Origin of the sequence: Nitratireductor sp. ZSWI3 (assembly GCF_024655565.1) — a bacterium.
Taxonomy (GTDB): domain Bacteria; phylum Pseudomonadota; class Alphaproteobacteria; order Rhizobiales; family Rhizobiaceae; genus Nitratireductor.
Genome location: NZ_JANKOF010000004.1, coordinates 104,343 through 117,590, shown reverse-complemented (window position 1 = coordinate 117,590; position 13,248 = coordinate 104,343). Strand labels below are relative to the sequence as shown.

Genomic DNA, 13,248 nt, shown 5'->3' with positions numbered 1-13,248 from the left:
TGCGATTGCCCTGCGGTGGATGGGGTGGGGCCGGCGGAGGCGGTCCGCCGGCCGGGAGCGATCAGTCGCCGATCACTTCCGCGATGGAGCCGGCGCCGAACTCGGCTTCCAGTTCGTCGTAATAGGGCTTCATGGCGGCGCGGAAGGGTGCCAGATCGGGCTCGGTGATGGTCAGCCCGCGCTCCTTGAACTGCGCGATCAGGTCTTCCTCGGCCTTGAAGGTCAATTCGTCGGAGGCGTCGCCGCCGGCCTTGACGGCCTCGCTCACCCAGCCTTTCTCCTCATCGGACAGATCCTCCCAGACGGACTTCGCCATCTGGATCGCCGAGGAGGCGACGAAATGGTTGGTGATGGCGATGTGACTCTGCACTTCGTAGAACTTCATCGCCTCTATGGTCGGCAGGGGATTCTCCTCGGCGTCCACCTGGTTGGTCTGCAGCGCCAGATAGACCTCCTGGAAGGCGACGGGCGCCGGCGTCGCGCCGACATTCTTCGCATAGGCGATGAGGAAGGGCACGTTTGGCGTGCGCATGCGCAGGCCCTTCATGTCGTCGATCGAGTTGATCGCCCGGTTCGACGTGGTCTGCCGCGTGCCGTAATACCAGGTGTCGAGGAGCTTTATGCCCTGCTCGTCGAATTTGGCGTCCATCTTCTGCCCCCACGGGCCTTCGACGGTCTTCTGCAGGTGCTCGAAGTCGCGCATGACATAGGGCGCGCCGATGAGCTTGAGTTCGGGGATGACATAGCTCATGTCCGGATAGCCGGTCATGACCATGTCGAGCTCGCCGGCCTGCACCTGGGCGACCATGGCCTTGAAGTCGCCGAGCTGCGAGGAGGGGAACAGCTTCACGGTGATCTCGCCACCCGACAGCTCCTCGAGCTTGGCCTTGAAGGCCTCGGCGCCGCGATAGACGTTCGACACCTCGTTGTCCTGCATGCCGAAGGTGAGTTCCTTGGCCGACAGTGCCGCCGTGCCGAGGACGAGCGCGCCGGCGCCGAGAACAAGTTTCGCGATCAGTTTCATGCATTCCTCCCTTTACAGATACGCTGGATACGGATTGCCGGCCTCTCAGCCGGGTGTCGGGGGTCGTTCGCCCAGATGCTCGGAGACGCTGCGCGGGCTCTTGAGGCGGGCGCGGTAGGAGCGCGCCAGATGGCGGTCCATCACGTCGGTGGCGGCGATGACGTCGTTGTCGAGGATCGCCTGGTAGATCGCGCGATGCTCGTCATAGGCGATCCTGTCGTGCTTTGCCGGATCGTCGGTCGGCGGGCGCTGCGCCAGCATGGCGCTGACGAACATGTCGTGCAGCGTTAGAATGACGGGGTTGCCGACCACCGAGACGAGCGCGCGGTGGAAGGCGATGTCGGTGCGGGCGAAATCGGCCGTGCCGATCGCCTCGAAATTTTCCTCCAGCGCGGCGCGCAGCTTGGCGATCTGCACGTTGTCGGCGCGCATGGCCGCCTCGCGGGCGGCTCCCGTTTCGATGAACTGGCGCATCTGCTCCAGATGAGCGCCGCTCTCGGCGTCGCCGAGAATGTCGCGGATGTGGTCGCCGGCCGACATCAGAACGGTGTGCAGGGAAGGGCGGACGACCCGCGGCCGGCGGCCGGCGCCCGCCTCGATATAGCCGCGCGCCTGCATCTGCTGCAGGGCGGCACGCACGGTCGGGCGCGAGGCGGAGAAGCGCTCGCACAATTCGCGCTCGGTGGGCAGCACCTCGCCCGCGGCGATTTCCCCGCGGCGCGCTTCGGCGATCAGCGTTTCGGCGATCCCGTCGGAAACGCGCCTCGTTTCGGCAAATTCCTCCGGATGCGGCACGGACACTCTGCGGCTCCTCTGCGTGCAGGCTCAGGTTTGAGGCGATTGTCAGCCTTCAATTTAGTTTTGGTATTACCAAACTTTCATATTGTCAAACAATTTTGCCACACTATGCTGACAGGACCTCGGGCATGGCGACGCGCCATGCCGGGGCCGACAGGCAGGCGTTTCTGCAACAAGCCGTTTCTGCAGCAAGGAAGTGTCGAATGAAGATGCCGTTGGCGGGCATGTATGCCGCCCTCATGACCGGATTGAGCGACAATGGGGATTTCGATCCCGGGCGCCAGAGGGCGATCGACGCCTATGTGCTGGCGCAGGGGCTGACGGGCCTCTATGTGGGCGGCAGCAGTGGCGAATCCGGCCTGTTGACGGTGGATGAACTGCTCGCCCAGCAGGCAGTTGCGGCCGAGAGCGCAAGGGGCAGCGGAGCGACGCTGATCGCCCATGTCGGCTTTGCCAATCTGCGCGATTCGATCCGGCTGGCGCGCAATGCCGAGGCGCTCGGCTATCACGGCCTGTCGGCGCTGCCCCCGCACGCCTACCCGTTCTCCGACGACGAGATTTTCGGCTACTACGAGGCGCTGGCGGCGGCGACGGAGTTGCCGATGATCGTCTACGAGGTGCCGGTGCGCACCGGCCGGCCCATCCCCTCAGAGACGCTGGGCCGCATCCTGGAACTGCGCGGTGTCGCCGGCATCAAGTTCACCTCGACGGACCTCTTCAAGTTCTCCGTCCTGAAAGCGCGGTATCCCGGAAGCACCTTCTTCTTCGGTTTCGACGAGATCTATCTCGCCGGCGGCGCGCTCGGCGCTCACGGAGGCATCGGCACGACCTACAACCTGCTCGGCCGGCTCTATGTGGCGCTCCACCGGGCGATCGCTGCGGGCGATCTGGCGGCCGCGCAGCGCCTGCAGGCGGTCTCCCGCCGGTTCGTCGAGGTGCTGATGCAGACGGGTGTGCTGCCCGGCATGAAGGCGGCGCTGCGGCTGCGCGGCATCGACTGCGGGCCCACCAGGTTGCCGATGGCCCCCGGTGTCGCCGATTGCGAGGCGCGCATTCAAGCCGCGCTCGACGACCCCGCCCTCGAGGAATGGCTGCTTCCAAGGTGACGTCCGGCCGCCTGGCCGGGGAGGGCGGCGGCAGTCTTTGCCGCTTTCGCCTATCCGTCCGCGCATCTCGGTATGCTATCTGTCACGGGTGCTTCGGCGGTGCCGCAGCCAGACCGTGAAGCGATGGAGACCGAGATGACCCTGCCACCCCTTTCCGACATGATCGACCAGGCTCACGGCCGCACGCCCGCCGACCTGGTGCTGAAGGGCGGGCGCGTGCTCGATCTCGTCACCGGCGGTCTGCTGGAGGGGGATGTCGCCATCTGCGGCAGCATGATCGTCGGCATCTGCGCTTCCTATAAGGGGCGCGAGGTGATCGACCTGTCGGGCAAAATCCTCGTGCCGGGCTTCATCGACACGCATCTGCACATCGAAAGCTCGCTCGTCACGCCGTTCGAGTTCGACCGCTGCGTGGCGCCGCGCGGGGTGACGACGGCGATCTGCGATCCCCACGAGATCGCCAACGTGGCCGGCATCGATGGCATCCGCTATTTCCTTGATGCGAGCGCCCACACGCTGATGGACCTCAAGGTCCAGCTTTCCTCCTGCGTGCCCTCCACGACTATGGAGACCGCCGGTGCCCGGCTGGAAGCGGCGGACCTCATGGCATACCGGGACCATCCGGCCGTGATCGGGCTTGCCGAGTTCATGAACTACCCTGGCGTCATCCATAAGGACCCCGGCGCCATGGCGAAGCTCGAGGCCTTTCGCGGCGGGCACGTCGACGGACATGCGCCGCTGGTCCGCGGGCTCGACCTCAATGCCTATCTGGCGGCCGGCATCCGCACCGAGCACGAGGCGACGAGCGCCGAGGAGGCGCTGGAAAAGCTGCAGAAGGGCATGCGCATCCTGATCCGCGAGGGCTCGGTGTCGAAGGATCTGCATGCGCTGCACCCGCTGATCACCGAGCGCAACTCGCCCTACATCGCCCTGTGCACCGACGATCGCAATCCGCTCGACATCGCCGAGCACGGCCATCTCGACTACATGATCCGCACGGCGATCGCGCTGGGCGCCGAGCCGCTCGCCGTCTACCGCGCGGCGAGCCTTTCGGCGGCGGAGGCCTTCGGGCTGAAGGACCGCGGGCAGATCGCTCCCGGCAAGCGCGCCGACATAGTGGTGCTTCCGGATCTCGCCGGGTGCCGCGCCGAGATGGTTTTCTGCGCCGGCCGACGCCTGACGGACGAAGCGTTTGCGGCGCGCGGGACGATCCCGCCGGTGGCGCGCGGCTCCGTCAAGCCGCCGCGGATCACCGCCGGCTCGTTCCGCACGGCGGGCAACCGCTCCGAGACGCCGGTGATCGGCATCCTTCCCGGCAAGATCATCACCGAGCATCTGACGGAAGAGATCGCGCCCGTCGACGGCGACAAGCGCCCCGACACGGCGCGCGATCTCGTCAAGATCGCGGTCATCGAGCGGCACGGCAGGAACGGCAACATCGCCACGGGCTTCGTGCGCGGCTTCGGCCTGAAGGCGGGGGCCATCGCCTCGACCGTCTGTCACGACCACCACAACATCGCGGTGGTCGGCGTCGATTACGACGACATGGCGCTGGCGGCCAACCGGCTGAAGGAGATCGAGGGCGGCTTCGTCGTCACGCGCGGCGGCAACGTTGCGGCCGAACTCGCCCTGCCGATCGCCGGCCTGATGAGCCTGAAGCCGTTCGAGGCGGTGCAGGCGGACCTGGTGGCCCTGCGCGCCGCAGCCAGAGGGCTGGGCGTGACGCTGGAAGAGCCCTTCCTGCAGCTCGCCTTCCTGGCCCTGCCGGTGATCCCGCACCTCAAGATCACCGATCACGGCATGGTCGACGTCGACCGCTTTGAGGTGGTTTCGTGAAATTCTGGTGGATTTGTTCCGCCGGATCGTAGTCCGGTCGGCGGCCGTCACCCATCAATAATTTCTTGAAACTGCTTTCCACGCTGCCTGCTTGCGGACGCGCGCTGGACGTCTAGCCTCGTGCGTCGCGCTCAAGGAGGTTGAGCGGATCATGACGTTCGCGCTTTGGTTGCCGCGAGCGGAGATCGGAGGATATATGATCAAGACGTTTTTCGAGCTCGACGCGCATGGCACGTCGGTCAGGACAGAGGTGGTCGCGGGCGTCACGACGTTCCTGACGATGTCCTACATCATCTTCGTCAACCCGGCGATCCTGTCGACGACGGGCATGGACAGGGGGGCGGTGTTCGTCGCGACCTGCCTTGCGGCGGCGCTCGGCACGCTCATCATGGCGCTGCTGGCCAAGTGGCCGATCGGCATGGCGCCCGGCATGGGCCTCAACGCCTTCTTTGCTTTCACGGTTGTGGGCGGCATGGGCTTCACCTGGCAGCAAGCCCTCGGCGCCGTCTTCATTTCCGGCGTCATCTTCCTGATCCTGACGGTGACCGGCATCCGCCGCTGGCTGGTGGAGGGCATCCCGCATTCCATGCGCTGCGCCATCGTGGCCGGCATCGGCATGTTCCTGGCGATCATCGCGTTGAAGGGGGCCGGCATCGTCGTCGCCTCGGAGGCAACCTTCGTGACGCTCGGCGATCTCTCGCAGACAGGACCGCTGCTCGCCATCCTCGGCTTCTTCCTGATTGCCGCGCTCGATGCCCACAAGGTGCGGGGAGCGATCCTGATCGGCATCCTGGTGGTGACGGTGCTGTCGATGCTGCTCGGCATCAACGAATTCCAGGGCGTCGTCTCGGCGCCGCCCAGCATCCTGCCGACCTTCCTGCAGCTCGACATCTGGGGCGCCATGCATGCCGGTCTTCTGCACGTGATCCTGGTCTTCGTGCTGGTCGAGGTGTTCGATGCCACCGGAACGCTGATCGGCGTCGCCAAGCGCGCGGGGCTGATGCCGCCGGGCAAGCCGAACCGGCTGGGCCGGGCGCTGATGGCCGATTCGACGGCGATCGTCGCCGGCTCCCTGCTCGGCACCAGCAGCACCACCGCCTATGTGGAAAGCGCCTCCGGCGTGCAGGCGGGCGGGCGCACGGGGCTGACGGCGCTGGTCATCGCCGCGCTGTTCATCGCGGCGCTGATGTTTTCACCGCTGGCCGGTTCCGTGCCGGTCTACGCCACCGCGCCTGCGCTGCTTTACGTGGCATCGCTGATGATGCGGGAGTTGACGGAGATCGATTGGGAGGAGATGACCGAATCGGTGCCGGCGGCGCTGACGGCGCTGATGATGCCCTTCACCTATTCGATCGCCAACGGCCTTGCCTTCGGCTTCGTCAGCTACGCGCTCCTGAAGACGCTCGCCGGCCGTCCGCGCGACGTGCACCCGGCGACCTGGATCGTGGCGGCGCTGTTCGTCCTGCGCTTCGCCTTCTTCGCCGAATAGCGTCTCTTCCGGCCGCGGTTTCCTTCGCGGCCGGCATTCCCTTCACCCCCGCGGGGGGATGCCGCCGATGGCACGGGTAATGTCCTCGGCGGCTTTGCGCACCACCGAACCGTGCTCGTCGTCGCGCCCCGGCGTGACGCGAAAGGCCGGGCCGGACAGCGAAACGCCGGCCACCGCCTCGCCGAACTGGTTGAAGATCGGCGCGGCGATGCAGCGCATGCCCTGCGTGCGCTCCTCGTCGTCGATGGCGAAGCCCCGCGCGCGGATCGTCTCCAGTTCGGCCGAAAGCGCCTCGCGCGAGACGATGGTCTTGTCCGTGAACGCATCCAGCGACCGCTTCTTCAGAACGTTTTCGGCCTGCGCCCTCGGCAGATAGGCAAGGAGCGCCTTGCCGATGCCGGAGGCATGCACGGGGCCACGTGTGCCGGGCCGGAAGAAGGCGCGGATCGGCTCGTGCGTCTCGACCTGGCTGACGAAGATCACCTCGCCGCGGTCGATGATCGCCAGATTGGCGGTCTCTCCCGTCTCGGCCATGATGCGTTGCATGACCGGCCGGCTCTGCTCGACGATGCTGGTGCGGCCGAGGAAATGGCTGCCGATGCGGAACGCCTCGATGCCGACATGCCAGAGCTGCGCCGCCTCGTCGAATTGCACGATGCGGTGCTTTTCGAGCGTGATCAGGATGCGGTAGGCCGTGGACGCCGACTGGCCGGACGCCTCGGCGATTTCGGTCAGCGACAGCCCGCCGCCGCGCGCCACCACCTTCAGCACGTCCATCGCCCGGTCGAGCGACTGGATAAGCGTGTTCTGCGCGGTGTCGTGAAAGGAGCGGGGCCTGCCGCGCGCGCGGCCGATCTGCTGTGCCATCCTGTCCTCCGATTGCGGCTCTTCTCGATTCCAGAAAAATTTTGCATCTGACGCAAAATAACAAAATCATATAAAAACAAACGTGTAGGCGCGTCCATTAGGAAATAAAAATATTTTTCAAAAAAATTGCTCGCGCGATGGGTAGAGCTTTAATCTGATCCCGAAACCGCAATGCGGCCAGTTTCGGAGGCAGACCGATGTCGACACAGAACCCGATCTTCATCCCGGGCCCCACCAACATCCCCGAAGAGCTTCGCCGGGCGGTGGACTATCCCTCGATCGACCACCGCTCGCCGGCCTTCGCTGAGATGTACAAGCCGGCGCTGGACGGCGTGCGGCGCATCCTGCAGTCGAAGGAGGCGGAGGTGATCCTGTTCCCTGCGACCGGCACGGGCGCATGGGAAGCGGCCGTCACCAACACGCTGTCGCCCGGCGACAAGGTGCTCGCGGCGCGCTACGGCATGTTCTCGCATCGCTGGATCGACCTTTGCCGCCGGCACGGTCTGGACGTGGAGGTGATCGAGACGCCCTGGGGCGAGGGCGCGCCGGCAGACGCGTTCGAGCAGGCCTTGAAGGCCGACACGCGGCACACGATCAAGGCGGTGCTCGTCTGTCACAACGAGACGGCGACGGGCGTCGTCAGCGACATCGCCAGCGTGCGCCGGGCGCTCGACGCGGCGCGTCACCCGGCGCTGCTCTACGTCGACGGGGTGAGCTCGATCGCCTCCATGGATTTCCGCATGGACGAATGGGGCGTCGACATCGCCATCACCGGCTCGCAGAAGGGCTTCATGCTGCCGGCCGGCCTCGCCATCCTCGGCATCAGCCCGAGGGCGCTGGACGCGGTCGCGTCGGCGAAGTGCCCGCGCTGCTTCTTCGACTTCCGCGACATGTTGAAGACCAGGGCGACGGGCGGTTTCCCCTACACGCCGCCAGTCAATCTGATCCGCGGCCTGAGCGTTTCCATCGGCATGCTGGAGGCAGAGGGGCTGCCGCGCGTCTTCGATCGCCATCGGCGCATTGCCGAAGGGGTGCGCAAGGCGGTCGCGGCCTGGGGCCTGCATCTGTGCGCCAAGAGGCCCGCTCTTTATTCCGATACGGTCAGTGCCGTCCTCGTGCCGGACGGTTTCGACGCCACCCGCATCGTCACCCATGCCGCCGAGAAATACGGCGTGGCCTTCGGTGTCGGGCTGGGCGAGGTGGCCGGCAAGCTGTTCCGCATCGGCCATCTGGGCTCAATGACCGACGTCATGGCGCTATCGGGCATCGCCACGGCGGAAATGGTCATGGCGGATCTCGGCTTGCCGGTCGCGCTCGGTTCGGGTGTCGCCGCCGCGCAGGAGTATTATCGTGCGAGTGCCGGCCGCGAGAAGACGGCAGCGTCGCGCGCCGCGGCTTGAAGGAGAGCGAAATGGACATACCCACCTATGCCGATGTCGAGGCGGCGCATGAGCGCATCCGTCCGCACATCCACCGCACGCCGATCCTCGCCAGCAGCTACATCAACGGCCTTGCCGGCGCCGAGCTCTTCTTCAAATGCGAGAACTTCCAGAAGGCTGGCGCCTTCAAGGCGCGCGGGGCATCGAACGCCGTGTTCGGACTGGACGAGGAGATGGCATCCGTGGGCGTTGCCACCCATTCCTCGGGCAACCACGCCCTGTCGCTCGCCTATGCCGCCGGCAAGCGCGGCATTCCGGTGACCGTGGTGATGCCGAGAACGGCGCCGGAGCCGAAGAAGGCGGCGGTGCGCGGCTATGGCGGCCGGATCGTCGAATGCGAGCCCAGCACCTCCTCGCGCGAGGCGGTGTTTGCCGAGGTGGTGGCCGAGACCGGTGCCGAGTTCGTGCATCCCTACAACGATCCGCGCGTCATCGCCGGCCAGGCGACCTGCTCCAAGGAGATCATCGAAGATCTCGGCGAGATCGATGCCGTGGTGGCGCCGATCGGCGGCGGCGGCATGGTTTCGGGTTGCTGCTTGACGCTGTCGACCATCGCGCCTCGGACCAGGGTCTATGCGGCCGAGCCGAAGAATGCCGACGATGCCTACCGTTCCTTCAAGGCCGGACACATCATCGCCGACGATGCGCCGGTGACGGTGGCCGACGGGCTGAAGGTGCCGCTCAAGGAACTGACCTGGCACTTCGTATCGAGGCATGTGGATGACATCCTGACCGCCACCGAGGAGGAGATCGTCGCGGCGATGCGGCTCATCTGGGAGCGCATGAAGATCGTCATGGAACCGTCGAGCGCCGTGCCCCTGGCGACCATCCTGAAGAATCGCGAGCTGTTCGCCGGCAAGCGTGTCGGCGTCGTCATCACCGGCGGCAATGTCGACCTGGGCAGGCTGCCCTGGGCCGAAGCATAGGAGATACAAATGACCAAGCACGAGACCATCGCCGGCCACGAGGTCGGTTACGACATCCCGGCAGCGGTCGGCATGGACGAGAAGGACATCCAGACACCGTGCCTGATCCTCGACCTCGACGCGCTGGAGCGCAACATCCGCAAGATGGGTGACTATGCCAGGGCGCATGGCATGCGCCACCGCGTGCATGGCAAGATGCACAAATCGGTGGACGTGGCCAGGCTGCAGGAGAAGCTCGGCGGCGCCGTCGGCGTCTGCTGCCAGAAGGTGTCCGAGGCTGAGGCCTTCGCCCGCGGCGGCATCAAGGACATCCTGGTGTCGAACCAGGTGCGCGATCCGGCCAAGATCGACCGGCTCGCCCGCCTGCCGAATTACGGCTCCCGCATCATCGTCTGCGTCGACGACGTCGACAACGTCGCCGAATTGTCGGCGGCGGCGCAGAAGCAGGGGACGGCCCTCGAATGCTTCGTCGAGATCGACTGCGGCGCCGGACGGTGCGGCGTCACGACGAGCGAGGCGGTGGTGGAGATCGCCAGGGCGATCGATGCCGCGCCCAACCTGAAGTTCACGGGCATCCAGGCCTATCAGGGCGCGATGCAGCATCTCGACAGCTATGAGGACCGCAAGGCCAAGCTCGACATCGCAATCGCCCAGGTGAAGGAGGCGGTCGAGGCGCTGAAAAAGGAGGGGCTCGATCCGGAACTGGTCTCGGGCGGCGGCACGGGCAGCTATTATTTCGAGAGCGGCTCGGGCGTCTACAACGAGCTGCAGTGCGGATCCTATGCCTTCATGGATGCCGACTACGGCCGCATCAAGGACAAGGACGGCAACCGCATCGACCAGGGCGAATGGGAGAACGCGCTGTTCATTCTGACGAGCGTGATGAGCCACGCCAAGCCCGACAAGGCGATCTGCGACGCCGGCCTCAAGGCGCAGTCGGTCGATTCCGGCTTGCCCTTCATCTACGGCCGGGACGACGTGAAATATGTGAAATGCTCCGACGAGCATGGCGTGATCGAGGATCTGCAAGGGGTGCTCGCGATCAACGAAAAGCTGCGTCTTGTCCCTGGCCATTGCGACCCGACCTGCAACGTGCACGACTGGTATGTCGGCGTGCGCGGCGGCAAGGTGGAATGCCTGTGGCCGGTGACGGCGCGCGGCCTTGCCTATTGAGGCCGGCATGCTGATCGTTTCGGAGGAAAACTGCCGCAAGGTGGTGACGCGCGAGAACGCCTTCAGCGCCGTCGAGGGCGTGTTTGCCGCGATGGCGGGGGGCGAAGCCTACAACTTTCCCGTCATCCGCGAGGCGATCGGCCATGCGGATGCGCTGTACGGCTTCAAGTCGGGTTTCGACCGGGCTGGCGGTGTGCTGGGATTGAAATCGGGCGGCTACTGGCCGGGCAACGAGAAGCGCGGCCTGACCAACCATCAATCGACCGTGTTCCTGTTCGACCCGGACACCGGCCGGCCGCACGCCATGGTGGGCGGCAACCATCTGACGGCGATGCGCACGGCGGCCGCCTCCGCCGTGTCGATCCGTTACCTGGCGCGCGAGGATGCGAAGGTGCTCGGCATGATCGGCGCCGGCTTTCAGTCGACCTTTCAGATGCGGGCGGCCGCGGCGCAGCGCCGGTTCGAGAAGGTGGTGGGCTGGAACCTGCATCCTCAGATGCTGTCGCGCCTGGCGGAGACGGCAGCCGAGCTCGGCCTGCCCTTCGAGGCGGTGTCGCTCGACCGGCTCGGCGCCGAGGCCGACGTGATCATTACCATCACCTCCAGCTTCGAGCCGATCCTGACGCGTCGGCAGGTGAAGCCGGGAACGCACCTGGCCTGCATGGGCACCGATACCAAGGGCAAGCAGGAGGTGGATGCCGCGCTGGTGGCCGCCGCCACGCTGTTCACCGACGAGGTGGCCCAGGCGGTCAGCATCGGCGAATGCCAGCACGCGGTGGCGGAAGGGCTGATCGGCGAAAGCCGCATCACGCCCATCGGCGCCGTCATCAACGGCACGCAGCCGGGGCGCACGCGCGACGATGAGATCACCCTCTTCGATGGCACCGGCGTCGGGCTGCAGGACCTGGCGGTGGCGGCGCTGGCGGCCGATCTGGCAGGCAAACGCGGAATGGCCGACGAGGTTTCCCTTTAGCCCTGCTCGCGGAGGAGACGGCGCATGACGATAAACGTGGCCGGGATCGGCCGGAAAAGCGATGCGGCGGCCGAAACGCCACCGGCCGGCGCCTGCAGCGTCCCGGTTTCCTGCCGGGCGCTTCTCACGGACCGGCGCGGCCGCGTCCTGCTGGTCCGCCCGCACGCACCGGAAAAAAGCGGCCGGTCACCGGAATGGCAGTTGCCTGGCGGCGCCGTCGCGGCCGGCGAGACGCTGGCGCTGGCGCTGATCCGCCGCCTGCACGAGCAGCTCGAGGTGCTGGTCTGCCCGCACTGCATCCTGCACATCGTCGACCATGTCGACGGAACGAACACCATGCGCTCGCTGTCGATCGTCTTCGGCGCCTCGGTGGTGTCCGGCGATCCGGTGCGGCCCGGCGGGCGCTTTGCCGAGGGGCCGCGCTGGTTTGCGCTTGCCGATCTTCCCGAGCCCCTTGCAGGCCACGTCGCCGATGCGCTGGCAAGCCGCAGCGCGATGCCCCTTTCGGCCTGCCGGCGCGACGCCTGAACGTCCCGGGGGCCGGCGGGCAAGGTCCCACGGCCGGTGCGGTGGGCCATTGCTGGAGCCCAGCGGGCGAGGCTTGCCCGGACGATCCCGTTCCTCCATAAGCACTCTGCGAAGAGGCATCGAAGGACGGCCGTGCTCCCAGAACGCAACATCGCGATCCTGCTTGCGACCTACAACGGCGCCGATTTCATCGATGAGCAACTGGATTCCATCGCGCGCCAGGACTGGCCGCTCGTCGACGTCTGGGCGAGCGACGACGGGTCCGCCGACGCGACCGTTGAAAAGCTGGCGGCCTGGCAGGCGCGGTGGCGCAAGGGGGCATTCCGCATCCTCGAGGGGCCGCGCAGAGGCTATGTCGAGAATTTCCGCTCGATGATGGCCAACGGGGCCGTCGATGCCGCCTATGTGGCCTTCAGCGATCAGGACGACATCTGGGACGAAAACAAACTTTCCACTGCGGTAAGAAAACTTGAAGAGATCGCCCCGACGCATTCGGCTATGTATTGCGGCCGGACCCGGCTCGTCGAGAGCGACGGGACACGGAGAGGGGCCTCGCCCCTGTTCTCCAGGGCGCCGAATTTCGGCAATGCAATCGTCCAGAGCATCGGCGGAGGCAATACGATCGTTCTCAACAGGACAGCATTCGGGCTCGTTCGGGAAAGCGCGCGCCGGGCGAGCTTCGTCAGCCATGACTGGTGGTGCTATCAGATCGTTGCCGGAGCCGGCGGCCGGGTTCTCTACGACCCGGTGCCGCGGATCGGCTATCGCCAGCACGGCGGCAACCTGATCGGCGAGAACCAGGGCTGGCGAGCCCGGCTGAAGCGCATCAGGGGACTGGCGGAGGGCCGTTTCGCCGCATGGAACGCGACAAACATCGAGGCGCTCGAGGCCTGCCGCGACCTGCTTGACGAGAACGGGCGCCGCACGCTGGACGGCTTTATCGCCGCAAGGCAGGCAAGGCCTCTGGAAAGCGCGCATAAGTTGTGGCGTTATGGCATACATCGTCAGACGCGGCTTTCCAACGTCGCCCTGTATGTGGCAGCGCTTCTCGGGAAGCTTTGATTCCGATTTGTTGATTCTGGTCTGTTG

At 66.2% G+C, this 13,248-nt stretch carries 12 protein-coding genes; 9 read left to right on the top strand and 3 right to left on the bottom strand.

Annotation, left to right across the window (positions count from 1 at the left end; translation table 11 throughout):
* Positions 1-61 precede the first annotated feature (61 nt).
* Positions 62-1,024 carry a sialic acid TRAP transporter substrate-binding protein SiaP gene (locus NUU27_RS03005; protein ID WP_257760564.1) on the bottom strand — a complete coding sequence of 321 codons (963 nt, stop codon included), beginning with the start codon at positions 1,022-1,024 and terminating at the stop codon, positions 62-64.
* Positions 1,025-1,069: 45 nt separating this feature from the next.
* A complete protein-coding gene (locus tag NUU27_RS03000; protein WP_257760563.1) occupies positions 1,070-1,825 on the bottom strand; it encodes an FCD domain-containing protein in 756 nt (251 codons plus the stop codon).
* Between the two features lie 200 nt (positions 1,826-2,025).
* Between NUU27_RS03000 and NUU27_RS02995 the strand changes: the two genes are divergently transcribed.
* From NUU27_RS02995 to NUU27_RS02985, 3 genes are all read left to right on the top strand, one after another.
* Positions 2,026-2,928, top strand: a complete 903-nt coding sequence (locus NUU27_RS02995) for a dihydrodipicolinate synthase family protein (protein ID WP_257760562.1) — start codon at positions 2,026-2,028, stop codon at positions 2,926-2,928.
* A gap of 135 nt (positions 2,929-3,063) precedes the next feature.
* Positions 3,064-4,764, top strand: coding sequence for an adenine deaminase (gene ade, locus NUU27_RS02990; protein WP_257760561.1), 1,701 nt, complete (start codon positions 3,064-3,066; stop codon positions 4,762-4,764).
* A gap of 196 nt (positions 4,765-4,960) precedes the next feature.
* Positions 4,961-6,253 (top strand): NCS2 family permease, encoded by a 1,293-nt coding sequence (locus NUU27_RS02985; RefSeq protein WP_257760560.1) that lies wholly within the window; start codon positions 4,961-4,963, stop codon positions 6,251-6,253.
* A gap of 42 nt (positions 6,254-6,295) precedes the next feature.
* On the opposite strand, the gene bhcR is transcribed toward NUU27_RS02985, so the two are convergent.
* Entirely contained in the window at positions 6,296-7,120 is an 825-nt protein-coding gene (bhcR, locus tag NUU27_RS02980; RefSeq protein WP_257760559.1) for an HTH-type transcriptional regulator BhcR, read from the bottom strand.
* A gap of 197 nt (positions 7,121-7,317) precedes the next feature.
* Here bhcR and bhcA point away from each other — a divergent pair, with 197 nt between their 5' ends.
* From bhcA to NUU27_RS02950, 6 genes are all read left to right on the top strand, one after another.
* Complete coding sequence (bhcA, locus tag NUU27_RS02975; protein WP_257760558.1) at positions 7,318-8,520, top strand: L-aspartate--glyoxylate aminotransferase BhcA; 1,203 nt, start codon at positions 7,318-7,320, stop codon at positions 8,518-8,520.
* 11 nt (positions 8,521-8,531) lie between these two features.
* Complete coding sequence (gene bhcB / locus NUU27_RS02970) at positions 8,532-9,485, top strand: beta-hydroxyaspartate dehydratase BhcB (protein ID WP_257760557.1); 954 nt, start codon at positions 8,532-8,534, stop codon at positions 9,483-9,485.
* A 9-nt stretch (positions 9,486-9,494) separates the two neighbouring features.
* Positions 9,495-10,658: a 3-hydroxy-D-aspartate aldolase BhcC gene (bhcC, locus tag NUU27_RS02965; protein ID WP_257760556.1), complete on the top strand. Its 1,164-nt coding sequence runs from the start codon at positions 9,495-9,497 to the stop codon at positions 10,656-10,658.
* Positions 10,659-10,665: 7 nt separating this feature from the next.
* Positions 10,666-11,631 carry an iminosuccinate reductase BhcD gene (gene bhcD / locus NUU27_RS02960; RefSeq protein WP_257760555.1) on the top strand — a complete coding sequence of 322 codons (966 nt, stop codon included), beginning with the start codon at positions 10,666-10,668 and terminating at the stop codon, positions 11,629-11,631.
* A gap of 24 nt (positions 11,632-11,655) precedes the next feature.
* Positions 11,656-12,159, top strand: coding sequence for an NUDIX hydrolase (locus NUU27_RS02955; protein WP_257760554.1), 504 nt, complete (start codon positions 11,656-11,658; stop codon positions 12,157-12,159).
* 132 nt (positions 12,160-12,291) lie between these two features.
* Positions 12,292-13,221 carry a glycosyltransferase family 2 protein gene (locus NUU27_RS02950; protein ID WP_257760553.1) on the top strand — a complete coding sequence of 310 codons (930 nt, stop codon included), beginning with the start codon at positions 12,292-12,294 and terminating at the stop codon, positions 13,219-13,221.
* The last annotated feature ends 27 nt before the right edge of the window (positions 13,222-13,248 follow it).

Bases quoted from the DNA above. Each gene is read 5' to 3' on its own strand.
- NUU27_RS03005 (WP_257760564.1), bottom strand. From the start codon at position 1,024: ATGAAACTGATCGCGAAACTTGTTCTCGGCGCCGGCGCGCTCGTCCTC.
- NUU27_RS02995 (WP_257760562.1), top strand. From the start codon at position 2,026: ATGAAGATGCCGTTGGCGGGCATGTATGCCGCCCTCATGACCGGATTG.
- ade (WP_257760561.1), top strand. From the start codon at position 3,064: ATGACCCTGCCACCCCTTTCCGACATGATCGACCAGGCTCACGGCCGC.
- NUU27_RS02985 (WP_257760560.1), top strand. From the start codon at position 4,961: ATGATCAAGACGTTTTTCGAGCTCGACGCGCATGGCACGTCGGTCAGG.
- bhcR (WP_257760559.1), bottom strand. From the start codon at position 7,120: ATGGCACAGCAGATCGGCCGCGCGCGCGGCAGGCCCCGCTCCTTTCAC.
- bhcA (WP_257760558.1), top strand. From the start codon at position 7,318: ATGTCGACACAGAACCCGATCTTCATCCCGGGCCCCACCAACATCCCC.
- bhcB (WP_257760557.1), top strand. From the start codon at position 8,532: ATGGACATACCCACCTATGCCGATGTCGAGGCGGCGCATGAGCGCATC.
- bhcC (WP_257760556.1), top strand. From the start codon at position 9,495: ATGACCAAGCACGAGACCATCGCCGGCCACGAGGTCGGTTACGACATC.
- bhcD (WP_257760555.1), top strand. From the start codon at position 10,666: ATGCTGATCGTTTCGGAGGAAAACTGCCGCAAGGTGGTGACGCGCGAG.
- NUU27_RS02955 (WP_257760554.1), top strand. From the start codon at position 11,656: ATGACGATAAACGTGGCCGGGATCGGCCGGAAAAGCGATGCGGCGGCC.